Origin of the sequence: Saccharibacillus sacchari DSM 19268, from assembly GCF_000585395.1 — a bacterium.
Taxonomy (GTDB): Bacteria; Bacillota; Bacilli; order Paenibacillales; family Paenibacillaceae; genus Saccharibacillus; species Saccharibacillus sacchari.
In genome coordinates this window covers 1,427,556-1,446,538 of record NZ_KK073875.1, presented here as the reverse complement: position 1 = coordinate 1,446,538, position 18,983 = coordinate 1,427,556, and the positions used below count along the sequence as shown (strand labels likewise).

Annotated in this window: 12 protein-coding genes; 9 read left to right on the top strand and 3 right to left on the bottom strand. The window is 50.3% G+C overall.

The window, feature by feature from the left end:
- From SACSAC_RS06270 to SACSAC_RS06255, 4 genes are all read left to right on the top strand, one after another.
- The gene (locus SACSAC_RS06270) at positions 1 to 2,154 is read left to right on the top strand and encodes a DUF262 domain-containing protein (protein ID WP_051506910.1); all 2,154 of its coding nucleotides are present in this window, start codon (positions 1 to 3) and stop codon (positions 2,152 to 2,154) included.
- Between the two features lie 203 nt (positions 2,155 to 2,357).
- Positions 2,358 to 2,687 carry a hypothetical protein gene (locus SACSAC_RS06265; RefSeq protein WP_037284656.1) on the top strand — a complete coding sequence of 110 codons (330 nt, stop codon included), beginning with the start codon at positions 2,358 to 2,360 and terminating at the stop codon, positions 2,685 to 2,687.
- A gap of 92 nt (positions 2,688 to 2,779) precedes the next feature.
- Positions 2,780 to 3,103, top strand: coding sequence for a hypothetical protein (locus SACSAC_RS06260; protein ID WP_037284652.1), 324 nt, complete (start codon positions 2,780 to 2,782; stop codon positions 3,101 to 3,103).
- A gap of 171 nt (positions 3,104 to 3,274) precedes the next feature.
- On the top strand, positions 3,275 to 3,631 hold the full coding sequence (locus tag SACSAC_RS06255) for a hypothetical protein (RefSeq protein WP_037284649.1): 357 nt from the start codon (positions 3,275 to 3,277) through the stop codon (positions 3,629 to 3,631).
- Positions 3,632 to 3,773: 142 nt separating this feature from the next.
- On the opposite strand, the gene SACSAC_RS06250 is transcribed toward SACSAC_RS06255, so the two are convergent.
- Together SACSAC_RS06250 and SACSAC_RS06245 are read right to left on the bottom strand one after the other, a co-directional pair.
- Positions 3,774 to 6,326 carry an FAD-dependent oxidoreductase gene (locus SACSAC_RS06250; RefSeq protein ID WP_037284646.1) on the bottom strand — a complete coding sequence of 851 codons (2,553 nt, stop codon included), beginning with the start codon at positions 6,324 to 6,326 and terminating at the stop codon, positions 3,774 to 3,776.
- Positions 6,323 to 6,637 carry an ArsR/SmtB family transcription factor gene (locus tag SACSAC_RS06245; RefSeq protein ID WP_037284642.1) on the bottom strand — a complete coding sequence of 105 codons (315 nt, stop codon included), beginning with the start codon at positions 6,635 to 6,637 and terminating at the stop codon, positions 6,323 to 6,325. The genes SACSAC_RS06250 and SACSAC_RS06245 overlap by 4 nt, the downstream gene beginning before the upstream one ends.
- A 205-nt stretch (positions 6,638 to 6,842) precedes the next feature.
- On the opposite strand from SACSAC_RS06245, the gene SACSAC_RS06240 reads away from it, so the two are divergent.
- The 3 genes from SACSAC_RS06240 (at position 6,843) to SACSAC_RS06230 (ending at position 10,317) form a co-directional block, all read left to right on the top strand.
- Positions 6,843 to 7,388: a hypothetical protein gene (locus SACSAC_RS06240; protein WP_037284640.1), complete on the top strand. Its 546-nt coding sequence runs from the start codon at positions 6,843 to 6,845 to the stop codon at positions 7,386 to 7,388.
- Positions 7,389 to 7,481: 93 nt separating this feature from the next.
- Positions 7,482 to 9,623 (top strand): ATP-binding protein, encoded by a 2,142-nt coding sequence (locus tag SACSAC_RS06235; RefSeq protein WP_245608591.1) that lies wholly within the window; start codon positions 7,482 to 7,484, stop codon positions 9,621 to 9,623.
- Between the two features lies 1 nt (position 9,624).
- On the top strand, positions 9,625 to 10,317 hold the full coding sequence (locus SACSAC_RS06230; protein ID WP_037284633.1) for a response regulator transcription factor: 693 nt from the start codon (positions 9,625 to 9,627) through the stop codon (positions 10,315 to 10,317).
- Positions 10,318 to 10,411: 94 nt separating this feature from the next.
- On the opposite strand, the gene SACSAC_RS27905 is transcribed toward SACSAC_RS06230, so the two are convergent.
- Complete coding sequence (locus SACSAC_RS27905) at positions 10,412 to 10,564, bottom strand: hypothetical protein (RefSeq protein WP_156950959.1); 153 nt, start codon at positions 10,562 to 10,564, stop codon at positions 10,412 to 10,414.
- A 165-nt stretch (positions 10,565 to 10,729) separates the two neighbouring features.
- Between SACSAC_RS27905 and SACSAC_RS06225 the strand changes: the two genes are divergently transcribed.
- Both SACSAC_RS06225 and SACSAC_RS26860 read left to right on the top strand, forming a co-directional pair.
- The gene (locus SACSAC_RS06225) at positions 10,730 to 11,425 is read left to right on the top strand and encodes a response regulator transcription factor (protein ID WP_051506909.1); all 696 of its coding nucleotides are present in this window, start codon (positions 10,730 to 10,732) and stop codon (positions 11,423 to 11,425) included.
- A gap of 239 nt (positions 11,426 to 11,664) precedes the next feature.
- Positions 11,665 to 18,777 carry an InlB B-repeat-containing protein gene (locus SACSAC_RS26860; RefSeq protein ID WP_169833753.1) on the top strand — a complete coding sequence of 2,371 codons (7,113 nt, stop codon included), beginning with the start codon at positions 11,665 to 11,667 and terminating at the stop codon, positions 18,775 to 18,777.
- Positions 18,778 to 18,983: the final 206 nt, after the last annotated feature.

Here is an 18,983-nt window from a genome sequence, read left to right as displayed (position 1 = left end):
ATGAACCCACCGAACACATTCTGGCGGCTCCTGAGGCAATATAAGGTTCGCATTCCAATGATTCAGCGTGATTACGCACAAGGTCGCAGCGACGAGCAGACGAAAGAAATCCGTGAGCTCCTACTTGAAAATATAACAGAAGCGATTCTTCGGAAGAAAAAGTTAGATTTTGATTTCATTTACGGTTCTGTTAGTGAGGATGAGCTATTCCTTCTAGACGGCCAGCAACGCTTGACGACGCTGTTCCTACTCCATTGGTATTTCGCGGTCAAGGAGAATAAGGACGTGTCGGAGATCATGGTCAAATTCTCATATGAGACCAGGATCAGCGCTCGTGACTTCTGTGAACAATTGGCGAAGCAGAAGATTCCTTTTAGCGATTTTTCCGTTGATACTCCTGCATCTGTAATCCGGAACAAGAAATGGTTTCAGTATCATTGGCAAGCGGACCCGACGGTCGAAGCGATGCTTGTCATGCTGAACTCCATACACGAATCTTTTTGCGAAGTAGACCAACCTGTCTTGGAAAGCCTCACTAGCGAAGATTGTCCAATCACGTTTAGCTTCCTAGAGCTAGAGCGCTTTGGATTAAGTGATGAGCTATATATTAAGATGAATTCCAGAGGTAAGCCATTATCTACTTTCGAGAATTTTAAGGCACAGTTCGAGCAGGTGCTTGAGAAAAATGGCTTTATTGAGGAGAGCAAGCAATTCTCTTTACGAATAGAGCAGGAATGGACATACTTACTATGGGAATATCGTGATGAGGACAATACGATCGATCGAGCGTTCATGCGGTTATTTACTTTTATTAGCAGTGCATTGTACCTTAAAGCTAACCCGTTTGAACGAAACGCTAGTCTTCTTATTCAGGAATTTAGCAGAATCCATGATTTGGCGTCGGTTTATAATAAGAAGGAGAATGTCTCCTTCTTATTTGACGCATTGTCACTATGGAAAACCCGCCGCGATATTCATCAGCAGTTTACAGTAATCTTTGAGGAGCTGCCTTTATTTAATAACGATATCCAACTGATGGAAAAGTGTTTAAACAACTCATTACAATTGGATGAACGAGTACTCTTATATACCATTGTAGCGAAGAAGATAGCGATGCAAGAAACGGATCTGATTGACACACTGCGTGTGGTGCGTAATTTACTTATTCGTGTTCGCCAAGGCAACAGCGGCGTTTATAACAGTAACCTACGCGTAGAGAACATTGGATCGATACTGAGCGGGGTTGACTATATGGTAAACTTCAACAAGCCCATATATGAGGCGCTACTTCAGGAGTCATCCATTCCTGGTTTCACTAGCACGAATTGGGGCCAGGAGAAGGAGAAAGCAGAGCTTCTCAATAAACATCCACACTTAAAACAGTCACTGCACACTCTTGAAGATATGCCAAGACTTAAAGGGGCAGTACACCAATGGCTCGATGCTTTTGTCGCGTTTTCAAATCAGTTGACTGATACACTCGTAGAGCTGGACAAGGTAAATGCAGCGTTTGTGTCCCGTGCAATGTTATCTTTAGAATCATATCAAGTACAACTTGGTTGGAGTAACTTGGGGCCAAGGTATCTCTTTGGCGGAAAACGTGCAAACCGTGAATATTTATGGACACTTTCCGAAAACTCTCTTAAACCTCTGTTCACGAGGTTTACAGCAGCCTTGATTAATGCACAAGGGAGGTCCATGAAGGAAAAAGTTGAGTCACTTATTAATCCTGGAAAATGGACAATTGAGGATTGGCAGTATTATTTCATTAAATACAATACGATGTTGAAGGACAGTCATCAGGTTTATACAAATAGCGGCTCCAACCGTACTTTCGACATCGAGCGGTTATCGGGAATTAATCTTCAAGCGGAGCATATTAATCCATTTTATGAGGCAATAGTCGAGCTAATTGGTGATAACTCAATCTGCAGGATAGTGGACTGTCAAAAGCGGTTGTCAGAACGAAGCGAGATCAGAACTATCAACAATGCGGTTTTTAGATTGGTCGGATCGCGTTGGACTTACGACGTAGACTCACGCATCCAAGCTGACCTTGACCGGTACGCAGAAACCTTATCGGGGTTCGACGTAGTAGAGACGGGCTATGCCCTCGTCATGAAGGCGCATGAATTAGCCGCTAGATCGGCATGATTTAATGAGCTTGGTGAGAAGGTAGGGGAATTATGTTTTAGACAAGGGATATATTCTGGTATTGACTATCTCGCGCTACATCCAAAGTATTGGAATAAAAAATATGCAATTTAAGACATAGGTGCAATAGAAGTTAAAGAAATTATTTATCCTAAGGAAAAAGACTAATCGATAAAAAAGAATTAACGTTTGGAGGATTGGACGTGGCAAAACGCTGGTCATCAGAAGAAAATGAACTGTTTATTAATATTATTAATGATTACCGAGCAGATATTTTTCAAAAATCTCACAAAGAAACTATTGAGGTCGCAAGAAAATATGCAAAGCAGCTGTCAGTCAAGCCTTTATTGCATGATAGGACCGAACAAGCCATATTTGAGCATCTGACGTATTTCGATGAGCTTTTAGCGGGGCTGGGAGATAAGAATAATTATGTTATAAAGGATGATGCCTATTTTGGTACAAAAAAACGAATGAACGATAACATATCGTATGCTTCCGTTAGGATATGGAGAAGCGGAAAACAGGGATAAATGCAAAAAAATAGATTTTGATATTTTTTTGAAAATGTTCGCTTTATTTAAATTCTTTTAATGAAAATAACCTTGAGGAACTCGGTGTTAGGTTGGGTACGGGAGCTTTAGAAGTTGGCACCTATACTTACAACGTTCTGAGTTCAAGAGCCTCTCAAAGTTGGGGAATAGCAAACCAGCTTCTAAATTATATAACCTTGGGAGATCAAAATATTAATATGGCTGCGTATTATTTTGATATTGAATGTGAGAAACGAGGAAATATCTCAGATGAAGATACAGAAATATTTATACGCAACTTCTCAAACGGTAAAAATAATGAAATGATTAAAAACTTCGTATTATGTGTGAAAGACTACTCAGATAATAACAAAAGGGAAAGCTGGCTTGGGATGCATACAAGAAAGAATTTATAGTAGTGGAATAGTAGGGCACAATGAGGCAAACTTCTGAGTTTAACATCAAGTTAGAAGCAGTATAAACATGGAGGGTATATTCGAAAGATTAAAAGATTCCCTTCAAGTATTGTTAAAGGCAGTCGACCTTTTTTAGGGAAACTTGATATGTGTTCCGAAAGAGATTGTTATATGTCTTATCCTATAAGTGGTGTGATGATCGTTCCACCTACAGATTCACAAGAAGTTATTGATAAAGAAGTGACAGCTTTTATAAAGAAAAGAAAAGAGCAAATGTCTCCGATACAGCGTGCTGAGATTGAAAAAAAGAATAGCAGATTTAATGCGAAGGATTTCAAAAGACCAGCCGTAACCATGGGGACGAATTGGGGACGAAATCCAACAAACCCTATTCAAAAGGAACCCAAAAGACATGAATACCTAATTTCAAATCCCCATAAACACTGGCATTACCATACAGTTTCACACCACAACCAACCCGCCTATGTTCCCACAGACGGTGCATGTGGAGGCTGTGGCGCTGCTTGAAAGACTCGTATAAAACAGTCGTCTCATGCTTGCGCAACATCTAATAGATTAAACTCAATACGTTACCAAATCAAAAACGACCTTATTTTCTGCTTGAATGCAGAAAATAAGGTCGTTTTTCTTTTTCAACACTTGAGCGTTTCTAAATGAATAAATTATGATTCGCCTGCGAAGCCTGACCCAGGTAATAACCGACGCCGCCGATCTTCACCGCGTCCATCAATTCCTCCCGCTGAATCCCCATCAGATCCATGGACATCTGGCAGGCGACGAGTTCGACGCCTTGGTCGGTTGCGCTTTGGATCAGCGATTCCAACGAGTCCACGTTATTGCTTTTCATCAAACCGCGGATCATTTTCGGCCCCATGCCCAGCATATTCATGCGAGACAATCCCAGCTTGCGGCTGCTGCGGGGAAGCATCAGATCGAACATGCGGCCCATTTTACTTTTAACTACGGATTGCCGTTCCGGCTTGCGAATGACGCTTAGCCCCCAGAAGGTGAAGAACATGGTCACTTTGCGCCCGCTGGCTGCTGCTCCGTTGGCAATAATGAAGGAGGCGATCGCTTTGTCCAGATCCCCGCTGAAGACGACCATCGTGCTGGCGGGATCTTCCGCGGCAGCAGTCGGCGTCACGGCTGAGGACGGAGAGTTTCGTTGTTCCGCCGTCTTTTTGCTCAATACCGCTTCGATCGCACCGCCGCTCAGACGTTCCAGCTTCAGCAAGTCGGAACCGTTCATTTTAGCCCAGGCTTTGATGTCTTCATAAAAGCCCGGATCGGAAGCTTGTACGCGCAGCGTTTGTCCGTGTTCGAGCTTATCCATGCTCTTTTTGACTTGCATCAGCGGACCCGGGCAGCTCAAGCCGCGCGCGTCCAGTTCGTGGTCGACGGTCAGCGGCTGATCGGCTGCGGGGACGAGAGGAGCTGGGGCCGTTTCTTGTATAAAAGAAAGCGGCGAATTGTGGTTTGCTTTTTCGCGTTGTCCTTCATTTCCGCTCTGCCCTTCATTGCCAGGTTCTCCATCGTCACCGTCCGCAACATCCGCCGGAACAAACAGCGCTTGCCGATACGTTTTATAACCGCCGCTCAGGTTCCGAACGTCATATCCATGCTGCCGCAAAATTTGCGAAGCGGTATACCCGCGCAAGCCGACCTGGCAGTAAACCCAAATTTTTTTGGCAGGGTCGAGCTCGTTCAACCTCCCGCGAAGCTCGTCGACCGGAATGGAGATCGAGCCGGGAATATGGCCGCCGCGATGCTCCAGATCGCTGCGCACGTCCAGCAGGATGGAGTTTTCGGGAATGCGCGCGTCGAGCTGGTCATACGTAAACGACTGAACGCGCCCGGCAACGATATTTTCTGCCGCGTAGCCGACCATGTTCACCGGATCTTTCGCGGAAGAAAACGGCGGGGCGTAGCTCAGTTCAAGCTCGGTCAGATCGCTCACGTGACCTCCGAAATGAATCGCAACGGCGATATCGTCGATGCGTTTTTCCACGCCTTCGTAGCCGACGGCTTGCGCGCCCAGCACTTTGCCTTCGGGCGTGAACAGCAGCTTGAGCGCGATCGCGCTGGCGCCCGGATAGTAGGAAGCGTGGGAAGACGGATGCACGATGACGCTGCGGTAGTCGATGCCGAGCCGCTTCAGCGTTTTTTCGCTGCTGCCCGTGGAAGCGCCCGTCATGTCGAATACTTTGATGACGGACGTTCCCATCGTGCCTTTGTACACGGAGTCCAGTCCGGCGATCCGGTCCGCGACGATTCGGCCCTGCTTATTGGCCGGTCCCGCCAGCGGAATCGACGTTTTGCCGCCGTGCACGTAATCGCGCACTTCGATGGCGTCGCCGACCGCATACACGTGCGGAAGGTTAGTCTCCAGCGCTTCGTTGACGGCGATATGGCCTCGCGCGCCCAGTTGTATGCCGCTGCTTTGCAAGAAGGCGGTATCCGGGATAACGCCGATCGCGAGAATGACCAGATCGGCGGTCAGCAGCCGTTCGCCGCCCAATTCGACGCCGATGCCCCGATCCGTCGAACGGAAGCCTTGCACGCGCTGCGAAAACAGCAAGTTTACGCCTTTTTGCTGCATTTCCTGCGCCAGCGATGCCGCCAGTTCCGGATCGAAAGGAGCGAGTAATTGAGGATTTCCTTCAACCAGCATAACGTCCAGTCCGGCTTCTTTCAGATTCTCCGCCATCTCGACGCCGATGAATCCGCCGCCGATCACGATCGCGGATCGTCCGCCGCCCGCCGTTACTTTTTCCTTGATGCGGTCGATGTCGGGGATATTGCGAACCGTGTAGATCAGCGGATGGTTGTTGCCCGGCAGATCGGGCACGACAGGGCGGGCTCCCGGGGACAAGATCAGTTCGTCGTAGCTTTCTTCGTATAGGCCGCGTTCCGCGCTCCGCACTTGAACGGTGCGCTGATGCGTATCGACCGAGATCACTTCGCTGTGCGTGCGGACGTCGATCCGGAATCGGTCTTGCATGCCTTGCGGCGTCTGAACGAGCAGCCGCTCGCGCTCGGCGATCGACCCTCCGATATAGTAAGGCAGTCCGCAGTTGGCGAACGAGATATACGGGCCTTTTTCGAACATGATAATTTCGGCATGCTCATCCAGTCGGCGCAAACGGGCCGCTGCGGATGCTCCGCCGGCCACGCCGCCGACAATCAGTACTTTTTTGCTCATGCTTCGCACTCTTCCTCTCCGAATAAAGCGTTCACGATGGCTTCGACCCGCGGGTCGGCCAGAATATAATTGACTTCCAGACCTTTGCGTTCGGTGGTGACGACCCCTGCGCCGCGCAGCTTTTGCAAATGTTGGGAGATCGTCGATTGGGGGATGTCCAGGCACTCCTGCATATAGGAAACGTTACATTTCTTTTTGCGCATCAAGCCGCGTACGATACATAAGCGAATCGGGTGAGACAAAGCTTTCAACAGATTGGCGGGTTCGTCGAATTGGTTCAGATCGTTTTTATCAAAAGCGGGAATCGTCATTTTATCTCTCCTAAATCGTTATATTCGAATAATACGATATAAAGAAAAAGCTGTCAACTCGATCCGTAATCCAAATGAATGATCAACACGGCTAACTTTGAAAATCCGGATGGCTGATGTACGATGAAAAAGGACCCGTACGGTTCTTCTTCCGCATTTTCTATGTCTGATCTTTGACTTACATACCGAAAGGAATGAACCCTGCATGAACGTACCATCCGATCACCTAATCGAGCTTCTCGGCCGCCCTTACGACTCTAAATCTATCCAAGCCCTACTCCAACCTTTCGGCGTCAAACGCATGCCTTCGCCGAACAGCTACTTCAACGACGACATCATCTGGTCGGCAAAGGCTTCTCTGCGTCTGGACATCTACCGCGCTCCGAAAATAAACGACCTCACCGGACTAAACTACGCCGCAGAGGACGGATGGATCATCGGCTCCGTTCATTTCCTCGCACCGGGATCGGACGACCGGATCAAAGCTCCTTTTCCCGGCTTGCTTCCCGAAGGAGTCGCGATGGATGCTCCCCCGGAGGCTGCGATATCGGCCTACGGCCCACCCGCGATGGACGAGTTTACGGAATGGCCGGGCTTCTCGGGTCGGATATTGGCTTGGCGAAAGCCCGGGCTCAATATCGTGACGGAATATGAAGAAGGGGCTCGTTTGAGAAGCTGCACGTTCTGCCTGATCGGCTGCATCGGGACTTGGCGCAGCGATCAGCCGGAGATTTTTGCTCCCGGAAATTAGCAAACCACAACCTCCTCCAATAATGCTATCATTTGAGTAATCAATATATTCGCTGCGCTTTTAAAGAATGGGGTTGGCTTCATCATGAGGGGGATGTTCAAGTTCGGTTCGCGCCTGGTTTGGCTTTATGTTGCGGCGGCCATTGTCGTGGGGCTGACTGCAAGTTATGTGGTGATCTCCGCGCTGGATTCTCCGAAGTTCGAAAGTCGGGAAGGGGTTCTCGATTTAAGGCAGGTCGAGGTTCGGGAGAATCCGCAAAAGTTGGCCGGAGAGTGGGCGTTTTTTTGGCAAGAGTTGTTATCGCCCGAGGATATTCGGATGCGATCGGCGGAAGTTGGGCAAGACGAGCATTGGATCGATATTCCAAGCTCCTGGTCGGGTTATCGGTGGGATGGGGAAAAGCTTGGGGGGGCAGGCTATGCAACCTATCGGCTGGTCATCGAACTTAGCGAAAAGGATCGTAACGAGCGGCTTGCTCTAAGGCTGCCCGGCATCTTTCATGCGTACAAGTTATGGGTGAACGGCGAGCTGTTGGCGCAAGTCGGCACGGTGGGGCAGGATAAGGCCGGCATGAGTCCTCGCTTGGCGACGAAGCTCCTTTTTTTCCAGCCTGAGAGCGACAAGGTCGAACTGGTGATGCAGGTATCCAACTTCCATCATAATCGCGGCGGTATCACCAAACCGATCGAGCTTGGCGGGAGTGACGTGCTCGCAATCAAGACCAATCTGAACCTGGCCACGGATATGTTTATCACGGCGAGCTTGGTCGTGATCGGTCTGTATAATCTGTTGTTGTTCATGCTGAGACGCAAAGACCGGGCCCCTTTATATTTCGGCTTGTTCACGGTGCTGCTCGGCATTCGCTCCTTGTTCAACGGCGAAGTGATTTTTACGCAGTGGCTGCCTCATTTTCCTTGGGAGTTGCAGTTCAAGATCGAGTATCTGATTTTGAGCGTCAGCGGCTTTATCATTATGATGTACTTTGATAGCATTTTCCCGAATTATGTATCGCGGTGGTTCCGTTTGTGCTCGCAGATCGCGACCGGCGCGTTTTTCATCCTGATCATCGTGACGCCGGCGCTGACCTACACCCAGTTCCTGCTGCCGATCGGTATTCTGGTCGTTGCGCATATGGTGTATCTGATGATTGGACTTGTCAGACTGGCTGCTCGCCGCAAAGGCGGAGCTTTGATTTTCCTTCTGGCCTCGGTGGTGACGTTGGTGACGGTCGTCAACGACTTTTTATATTACAACGGCTGGTCTTTGATCGAAAACACGTCGCCGCTGGGCTTGTTGGTCTTTACGGTGGCGCAGATGATCTTGCTCTCTTCGAGATTCACGCAGGCGGCGTCGAACGAAGAGCGCATCGCGCGCGAACTTCAGGTTGCGAACGACAAACTGATCGAAATGAATACGAATCTGGAGCAGACGGTGCAGGAACGGACTCAGGCTTTGTCGAACGCTCACCATGACCTTCGCACATCCTACGATCAGCTGTTGAACTCCGAGCAAGGGCGGAAAAAGCTGCTGGCTTATATCACGCACGATCTGCGGATGCCGCTATCCAGCATGCTGGGATACGTGGAGGCCGTACAAGACAATGTGAAGCCGGAGCGTAACGACCAATACCTCAAGTATATTCGCGAAAACACGATCAGAATCAACCGAATGATCGAGGAATTGTCCTTTCTGTCGCATTTGGAAACCGGGCAAGTCTCTTACCGCATGCAGCCTGTTTCTATCGTTCAATTTTTACACAGCTTTTTTGAACAATATGAGTTGGTGGTGCGGGATGCGGGGTTGGATTTCATCTTGGATGTCGGCGCGTTGGAAGATCAACCGAGGAATCTGACTCTTGTGGAGATCGATCCGCAACGCTTGGAGCAGGCGTTGTTCAATCTGGTGTCGAATGCGATGAAGTTCACCTCCCGGGGAGGCACGGTGCGGATCGGATTGACCCTGGATGAAAAAGACGGTGCTCGCGCCGCGACGATCAGCATCCAAGATTCCGGCATGGGGATTCCGCCCGAGCAGTTGGAGCAAATTTTCGACCGCAATTATAGATATGATCAGCCGAGCGCGGACAAAGGCGTGCAGGGCAGCGGCTTAGGGCTTGCGATTTGCAGGGAGATCGTGCAGGGGCACGGAGGAGCGGTTCGGGCGGAGAGCGACGGCGAACGGGGCGCGACCTTTTACGTAACGCTTCCTTGGATCGGGAATGAAGGAGGAGAGTAGAATGGATGCGCAAAAAATCATGATCGTCGACGATGATCCTCATATCTGCGAGATTGTCCAAGTGTACTGCGACAGAGAAGGCTTTATCTCGGCTTGCGGTCAGAGCGGTACGGAGGCCATGACGCTGCTTCGTACCTTCGAACCGGATTTGATCGTGCTGGACGTGCTGCTGGCTAACGAAAACGGCATCGATTGGTGCAAACAGGCACGTCATTTTACGGATGCGCCGATTATATTTTTGAGCAGCCAGGACGAAGACGAAATCAAAATCAGCGCATTGACTTACGGCGGCGACGATTACGTGACCAAGCCGTTTAGCCCGGGCGTCCTCATGGCGAAAATCAAGGCGCATCTGCGCCGAATCTCGGCCGGAAGAAAAGAACAACTGCTGGAACTGCCGGGCATGACGTTGGATTATTATGCGCAGTCCGTCAGTATGGGAAGCACGTCCGTTTTTTTATCGAAAAAAGAGTTCAGTCTGTTATCCTACATGGCGCAAAACGTGAATCACGTCATTGGCGTCGACACGTTGTTCCAAATTATTTGGGGAATGGAAAGCCTGGAGGATACGAGGACGGTTGCGGTACATATCAGTAATTTGCGTAAAAAGATCGAGTCCGATCCTGCCAATCCGGAGCGGATTATTACGGTGCGGGGGAGCGGGTATATGTTGGTGGCGGATAGCCAGACGTAGGGCAGAAGCGGTACAGGGAATAAACTCCTTGCACCGCTTTTTTGTTTGAGGATCAGCGAAGATTTCGGATTCTATCCCTTACTTAAAGTTTTCTTTATAAACCGTAAGCGGCCGATCCGGCATGGTACACTTCGAGCAGGAAAATGAATTTCAAATTTTCTGCATTCGTATCAAAAGCAAGAGAAAATCCCCCCACCGTGATCCCGGGCTTCCCCTCAAACAGCTTGGGAACTTCAGATCGAATCATGCAAGGCCGTTTCCTCCGCTTGATCCCCCAATATATTGAGCAGGCCTGGTTCGAAGGAACAAGTGATCCAAATCCGGGTCACTTGTTTTTCATTTCCATTTTCTTTTACATTTCAAAACAGAGCGGTACGCCGTGGAAACATAGGCCGCAAGGGCAGGTGAAGAGGTGACGAATGCGCAGAAAATCATGATCGTCGACGATGATCCGCATATCTGCGAGATCGTGCAATTGTATTGCGAAAAGGAAGGCTTCGACTCGGCTTACAGCCGGAGCGGGGCGGAAGCGATGAGGTTGCTGGTCTCGTTCGAGCCGGACTTGATTCTGCTCGACGTCATGCTGACGAGAGAAAGCGGCATCGACTGGTGCAAGGACGCGCGCCGTCTGACGGATGTGCCGATCGTGTTTCTAAGCGGCCGAAAAGAGGACGAGGTGAAGAGTCGCGCTTTGACCTGCGGCGGCGATGATTACATGATCAAGCCGTTCAGCCCGGGCGTGCTCATGGCGAAGGTCAAGACGCATCTGCGTCGGGTATCGGCGGGACGGAAGGAACAACTGCTGGAGTTGCCGGGCCTGACGCTGGACTATTGTGCGCAGTCGGCGACGACGGAGAGCAAGACGGTCTTTTTATCGAAAAAAGAGTTCAGCCTGCTCTCCTATATGGCGCAGAACGCGAACCATGTGATCAGCGTCGATAGGTTGTTCCAGATCATCTGGGGGATGGAAAGTCTGGAGGACGCGAGAACGGTTGCGGTGCATATTAGTCATTTGCGCAAAAAAATCGAGTCTGATCCTACCGATCCGAAGCGAATTGTTACGGTGCGCGGGATCGGGTATATGCTGGTTGCGGATAATGGAAATTAGGAAAAACGGTGCGAAGACTCGACTCTTTGCATCGCTTTTTTGGGTTTGGCTGAAACCCGCCTGAAACGTGCGGATTTCAGCCAAACGTAATCCTCTGATTAAGAGTTGGCAAGGTACCTATTTAAAGTTTTCTTTATAAACCGTAAGCGGCCGATCCAGCATGGTAAACTTCGAAAAGCAAAGAAGTTTAAATTCGTTGTGTTTTCGGCAAGATCCATAAATAGAGGGGATGTATGAATGTGAAGAAAGCAATAAAGCGAGCCTGGAAAGCGAAGGTGCAGGTGCTCGTCTGGTTACTCGTGATCAGCCTGATCGTGCCGATGCTACCGCCGCCGAAGGCGGCAGCGGCTGAGCTGCCGATCCAGCCGACTACAGTCACGACGATCACGATCCCGTTCCGGGACGTGAGTCCGACAGATTGGTATTACGACGCGGTCGTGAAGATGCAGGAGAAGGGGATCTTCAGCGGAACGGACGCGAATAACTTCTCGCCGAAGGGCACGATGACGCGTGCCATGTACGTAACGGCGCTGGGCCGGATGGCGGGCGTGGATGTAAGTGCCTATACGACGTCGAGTTTCGCGGACGTATCCGCGAATAGCTGGTATGCGCCGTACATTGCCTGGGCGGTGGCGCAAGGCATTACGGAAGGAACGGGAAGCGGAAGCTTCTCGCCGAACGGTACGGTATCGCGCGAGCAGATGGCGACGATGACGCTGCGGTATTTCGAGAGTTACGAGATTCCGTATCAGACGTCGAATCCAGTGACGACGCAGCCGGGCGATCTGTCCAGCGTTTCGCCATGGGCGGCGGACGCGGTGCTGAAGCTGTGGCAAGCGGGTATTTTCAGCGGAGACGATCAAGGGAATTTCAATCCGAAGAATCAGGCCTCGCGCGCGGAAGCGGCGACGCTGTTCATGCGCAATGTCGAAGTGGTGGAAGCGTGGCAAGCGCAGAACCCGACGACGCCAACGCCCACACCGACTCCTACACCAACGCCAACCCCTAGCCCGACGCCGAATCCGACGACGGGCGGGAATAGCAGCAATAACGGCGGCGGAACAGGTGGCGGGAACGGCAACAGCAACGGAAGCAACCCAGGGAGCGGCTCGACGAGCTACACGCTGACGTTCGAGAGCAACGGCGGTTCGGCAATCGCGGCGCAGACGGTACGATCGGAACAAGTGCTAACTAACCTGCCTGCTCCAACGAAAGACGGGTACATTTTCCAAGGGTGGTTCACGGATAGTGATTTGACGTTGATCTTCGCCAGTGGAAGCACGCTGAGCGGGAATACGACGTTGTATGCGAAATATACGGATAGTGTGGACAAGGCGGTAGAAAGTGTGCCGAGCTATTCGGTGTTGGATGTTGCGCCGAACTACACCATTCAGATTGCGGATACGACGAATAGTCTCACCGCGGAGCAAGTGAAAGAGAGTATGAAATTTGTAGATACCGCAAATTCCGATCTTGCGGGTATTAAAGTCACGGGTGGCAACGGACAGTTCACAGTCGCGTCCGCAGCCGAAGATGGAAAGTTCGTTGAAGGTCACACGTATCAATTGACACTGACGAACGATGACCTGACGTTTGTCGGTCAAGACTCGACGACGGACATTTACGTCTTCAGTGTGTCTAAACAAGAAATTTTGCAGGTTCCCCTGAATCCGAATATGATTTATCTTCATTTCTCGGATATTTCGGATATGGTCTTGGACGGTGAAGAAGTAGGTTCGCCCTCGATCCCGGTCATGACGACGATGGTCGGAGGCGGCGGAACTTCGTTGGCCGAAGCTAATGCGGCAAGCGGAACATTCGAATATGACGAAAGTGCTGTGATTCAAGTCGGGGATACGGTCGCAATCTACACGGGAATTCGTCCGGATCAGCGTACTGTTGCCACAGACGGAATCGAAGCAGGCGAGGTTGCCTATGTGCAGATTACGGCAGTAGACGACAGTACCTATTCATACGGCCGGGCGGAAGCGGATCAAGTCGTGTTCAAGCCGGACGTGTTGCCAGTGAGCGTCGAAGCGGATACGGACAAGGATTCGACGAATTATTCCATTACTGTCGAGCATGTCGCAATGAATTACAGCGACGAGCAATATAAACCTTTAGGTTTGGATGAGCTGACAACGGTCGATGTCGGCGACTTTATTGGTTTCTACGAAGGAGAATTTGCCAAAGAAGACTTCAAGTCGGTAGGTTACGGAAGAATCACGTCGATCACGCCAGCGGCGGAGATGGACATTATTACGTATACGGATGCGACGGTCGAAGACGTCACGAGCGCGTTTGACCTTTATCAGAAACAAACGATCGACGGCGAGCAGCTTTTGACGGAGGAGCAGATCGTCCAGCTGGAGACGCAGATCGAGCAGCAAGCCAAGACAAGCGGATTCGTCGATCAAGCAGCGGATTATCTGTCAGATGTCGCGATGGAGACGAAAGAATTCAAGGCGCAGACTTTCTTGGCAGGCGACGAAGATAAGGTAAGTGTAAAGAATCTGAAGGTTGTAGCCGATCTCGGTACGAAGCTGAAGAATATCAAAGGACGGACTTCCGGTGTGAGCGCGACTTTGCAAGTGAGCGCGGACATTGTGGTGGAGGTCAATGACGACACCAGTATGGTCATCCACATGACCGGTACATTCGTACAGGAAATCAGCTTGGATCTCAATATCAACTCGGATACGTCTTGGCATTGGTATACAATCTCGACTTGGCTGGGCGATATTCCGATCTTCCCGGTTATCGACGACTATGTCATTACGGCCAACCTGGACGCCTATAGCTACACGGGCATGAATATTAAAGCAGAGATTGGATTCGCTGAACCTGATGAATTGGAAGATATCTTAGAGGATTGGGTGGATGCACGGACCTCCGGCAAACTGAGTCAAGTCAAGAACATCGCGGAGGAGATCGAAGCGGTTCTAAACGGCCCGGAAGATACGGACGACGTCGATATAGATTCGCTCAGGGAACAGTACAAAGAGATGCTGGAGCAAGAGACGGAGTGGGCGACGTTAATCAAGGAGACGCTGATCGAGAAGAGCGTGCGCGTGGCGCTCGGTATCGTCGAGGTCAAATTCGAAGCGGAGTTTGTCGTCAACGCTCAAGTCAATCTGACGATCGGCGCAGACTTCTACTATAAGATGGCGAAGCGTTATTCGGTCACGGTGCGCGTCTTGAGTTTCTCTGGATCGAGCAACACGGTGAGTTTGCCGGAAGACGGCGACTACCAGTTCACCTTCTACGTCATGGGTACGCTCGGTCTGAGGGCGGGCATTCATATGGAGGTGAAGGCCGGGATCGGCAGCGTCGATCTCAACAGCGTCGGGGTTGCGGTTGAGCCTGGGGTCTATATCAATCTATGGGGCTACTTCTATTATCAGTTGAAAAATATAAGCGGAGTCAAGACAACCAAGTCGATGGGCGCTTTGTTCGTCGAGATCGGCATCTATCTGGAGGCTGAGCTCGGTGCACAATTAGGTGACGGAGCGCTCTCGGACAGCATAGAATTAGCTTCTGAGGAGTGGCCATTGTATACGCTTGGACAACAAGATAATGTGTACGACTTCGCTTATGACGAAGATGAAGCGCTTGGGTTTACCATGGCAGGTTCCGTATCGTCCATTGCGGTGCCAGAGTCGTGGCTAACGATGAGCACGCTTGATTTGAAGACAGGCGACACGGATACTCGGGCGTACGGTCATTCGAATTTCGATATTCAAGTGGATAATCCGAATTTCAAGTATGACGAGGGCACTGGGAAAATCAAGGTGGTTGACACGAAACGTCCGGTAAGCAAAGGAAGTGTCGTGATTACCTGGAAAGGAGCGCCACTGTCCTTTACAGCAGATCCGATTAAACGGACTCTTCCATTGACGTGGCGCACAACGGAAGGTGAATATATCTTCCAGTTGCACCCTGGAAACGGCGGAGTGACTCAAGTTCTTCCTTACGTGTATAATGCAGCGGTTCAAGTATCGAATCCGGTCTATCCGGGCTATACATTTGACGGATGGTACACAGAGGCTGTCGGTGGAGAGAAATTCAGCATTCCAAGCCGTATGCCTAAGGATGACTATGAACTCTACGCGCACTGGACCGCGAATACAAATACACCGTATATGGTCGAGCACTATCTGGTAGATCCGAATAGCCGAGTATCAACGGCTCCGCCGGTGTATACCGAAATGTTGACAGGAACAACGGACACTGAAATTCGGATCAATTCCGATAAATACAAGGATCAAGGTTATCGAGCGGGAACGGTAAGCGGAGTGCGGATCAAAGGCGACGGATCTACGGTCGTCCGAGTCGAATATTATCCGAACAATCACACGCTCACGTTCGATTGGGATTATGTCGGAGCGCCGGCAACTTCGTTGACGGAGGCGATGGGCAAGAATATCGCCGCTCGCGTACCTGTTCCGACTAGACAAGGTTATACCTTCGCTGGGTGGGAACCGAGTGTCCCAAGCACGATGCCAAGCTCGGACACGACCTATACCGCAAAATGGAAAGGGCGCGAGGATACGCCGTATCAGGTGGTCTATTTGCTACAAAATATCGGGAGCGATACGTACACGGTCGCGGATACGGAATCGTATCGCGGAGTGACTGATGCGGAAGCAACTCTTGAAAATGTCACGCTAAGATCCTATCAAGGATTCCAATTTGATGAGGATATTGAGGGAAGTGTATTGAAGAGTCAAATCGCAAGCAACGGCAAAACGGCGCTGAAACTGTACTACAAGCGGGATGCCCATACCTTGACGATTGATTACAATGGTTCCGGTCAATCAACGAGAGTCCTGGAAGTTCCAACCGGTGCGACGACAAAACTCCACCTGGGCACGCCAGCTTGGCAGGGCCATGTCTTTGCCGGATGGTTACCGACGCCTCCGACCATTATGCCGGAAGAGAGTATTATGGTTACGGCGCAGTGGACGACTAATGCTTACACGGTAAGCTTCAACAGCAATGGCGGAGCCGCAGAGACGGAGAGTCAGACTATAGCATACGGGGAAACGGCTAGCGTTCCGATTGAACCGACTATGGAAGGCTATGTGTTCGGGGGTTGGTATAATGAGAACGATCCGACGACAGCCTACGACTTTGCTTCGCCGATCACAGGAGACCTCAATTTGTACGCAAAGTGGCTGCTTCGTTATACCGTGAGCTTCGAGAGCAATGAAGGGTCCGCAGTAAATGCTCAGACGATCAATGAAGGAGAGAAAGCTTCGGTACCTGTCGCTCCCGAACGGGACGGTTACGTATTCGGGGGTTGGTATAGCGACAGCGACTTGAATAGTCCTTATGATTTCACTACTTCAGTGGTGACAGCGGATCTGACCTTGTATGCGAAATGGTCCGTCTATGTGCCTAATACCTATACGGTAGCGTTCGAGAGCAATGGTGGGTCCGGCGTGGAACCCCAAACAGTGAGCGAAGGTGCTGTGGCGACGGCGCCGGCTAATCCGACTCGGGACGGCTATACGTTCAGCGGTTGGTACAGCGATGAGTATTTCGCAACTCCATACGGTTTTACGGCAGGCGTAACGGCGAATATTACGCTGTACGCAAATTGGACGAAAAAGAGCTATATGGTGACTTTCAATAGTAACCAAGGGTCAACGGTAAGTAGCCAATCCGTGGAAGAGGGAAATATGGCGATAGCGCCAGCTGATCCGACGCAAGACGGTTATAAGTTCAGCGGTTGGTACAGCGATATTGGCTTACAGACCCCTTATAGCTTCACGACGGCGGTGACGGCTAACCTGACGTTGTATGCGAAGTGGACAGCGCTCCATACCGTAAGTTTCAATAGTGAAGGCGGATCATCGGTGGCTAGCCAAACTGTTGAATATGACGGTACGGCTATACGACCGAATACGCCGACGAAAGAGGGCTACACGTTCATCGGATGGTATAGCGACGCCGAATTAAACGAAATCTATAACTTTGCGACTTCCGTGACCGGCGACATCACGTTGTATGCAAGCTGGAAACTGATCACTTACACGGTGAGTTTCGAAAGTGGCGGAGGCTCGTCCGTCGAGAGTCAGATTGTAGCTACGGGCGCTAACGCCACGGCCCCTCCTGCACCGAAATGGGAAGGGTATAGATTCGATGGTTGGTACCAGGATAATACCTTCACGAAGGCTTATGTCTTTACAACGCCAGTGACGGCAGATGTCACGTTGTATGCGAAGTGGACGATGACGGCGTGGCTGCAAGTTGGGGATGCAATGGATGCAGGCGTGTATTATCAGACTGATTTCATACTGGATAGCCAAGGAGTTCCCTATATGATCCTTGTGACCGCGGAAAAAGAGATATTTGTGATGAAATACGAGGATGGCCAATGGCAAACATTCGGTCAACCGACCGACTTCGATCAGCAGTGGTTACCGGGAGATAGCATTCGCTCAACCAAGAACTTGACGTTTCCAACGCTCGCTATAGATAGCAAGGGCACGGCTTACCTTGCTTACGGCAGTTTCTTGGACAACGCCTCCCAACTCATTGTCATGAGATATGCCGACGGTGCTTGGGAGAGAATGCCGGATGTACAGGGCGCGGGGAAACCCTCCGATTTCTACAATCTAGCTTTTGCTTTTGACCAGGATGATACGCCTTATTTGTCGTATCTCATGCTTGGGAATCATCCGAATGATTATGTTCGGATCGTGAAGTACAACAAAGGAGAATGGGAAGAGATCGATCGTATTTCGAACGAGCAATTTGTCCGGGAGATCTCGATGGACTTTGACCGGGACGGCAATCTTTATATGTTCTACAAAACTTTTGTTTACAATGGAACAACTACGACAATTACAGCTCATGTTGTGCGTTATGAGCAGAACGGCGAGGGATCGGAAGGGAACGATCCAAGCAGATCTGAAGCGTCAATCGATGTAGGCTTGGCTTACTCGTTCTCGCTTGATCCGCAGGGTATACCTTATGTCGTCTTCTTTTCTAGAAACAGAGAGGTGACCGTAGCTAAATATACAGGCTCTACCTGGGAAACGGTAGGTACTACTGGCGCATCGATAGGGGTCGGCGCTGATACGATTACGCCAAGCTTAGCTATCGACGGTCACGGGGCACCTTATGTCGCTTATCGCGATGTTAAAAATCCAAAAGTTCCAGTGGTAAAAGTCATCAAATACGAAAATGGAAATTGGATTCCCGTCGAATATGACGGTATTCCCACGACACCGATTGAGGAAATCAAGCTCGCTGTAGATAGTACGGGTGCGATCTACGTCAACTATTTCCTCGATGGACAAGTACGCGTGATGAAGCATGATCCGAATTTGTACCAGCGTTGAGCGATTTGATTAAAAGAGCAAAGCTAGGTTAAGCAAGAGCTGTCTCAGAGCCGCAATTCATGGCCGGGGACAGCTCTTTTTTGCGTTGCGGCACGGTTGTCGACTATGACGGATGGCGAAGAGGGCTTGAGTTTACAATTAATTAATTCAGTACGTTCATGATTCGGAGCTGGAAAGGCGGCAATCTGCAAGAGCTGCTAAGTCAG

What these genes read in the sequence shown, in the direction of transcription:
- SACSAC_RS06270 (WP_051506910.1), top strand. Translation starts at nt 1, where the DNA reads ATGAACCCACCGAACACATTCTGGCGGCTCCTGAGGCAATATAAGGTT.
- SACSAC_RS06255 (WP_037284649.1), top strand. Translation starts at nt 3,275, where the DNA reads ATGTCTTATCCTATAAGTGGTGTGATGATCGTTCCACCTACAGATTCA.
- SACSAC_RS06250 (WP_037284646.1), bottom strand. Translation starts at nt 6,326, where the DNA reads ATGAGCAAAAAAGTACTGATTGTCGGCGGCGTGGCCGGCGGAGCATCC.
- SACSAC_RS06245 (WP_037284642.1), bottom strand. Translation starts at nt 6,637, where the DNA reads ATGACGATTCCCGCTTTTGATAAAAACGATCTGAACCAATTCGACGAA.
- SACSAC_RS06240 (WP_037284640.1), top strand. Translation starts at nt 6,843, where the DNA reads ATGAACGTACCATCCGATCACCTAATCGAGCTTCTCGGCCGCCCTTAC.
- SACSAC_RS06235 (WP_245608591.1), top strand. Translation starts at nt 7,482, where the DNA reads ATGTTCAAGTTCGGTTCGCGCCTGGTTTGGCTTTATGTTGCGGCGGCC.
- SACSAC_RS06230 (WP_037284633.1), top strand. Translation starts at nt 9,625, where the DNA reads ATGGATGCGCAAAAAATCATGATCGTCGACGATGATCCTCATATCTGC.
- SACSAC_RS27905 (WP_156950959.1), bottom strand. Translation starts at nt 10,564, where the DNA reads ATGATTCGATCTGAAGTTCCCAAGCTGTTTGAGGGGAAGCCCGGGATC.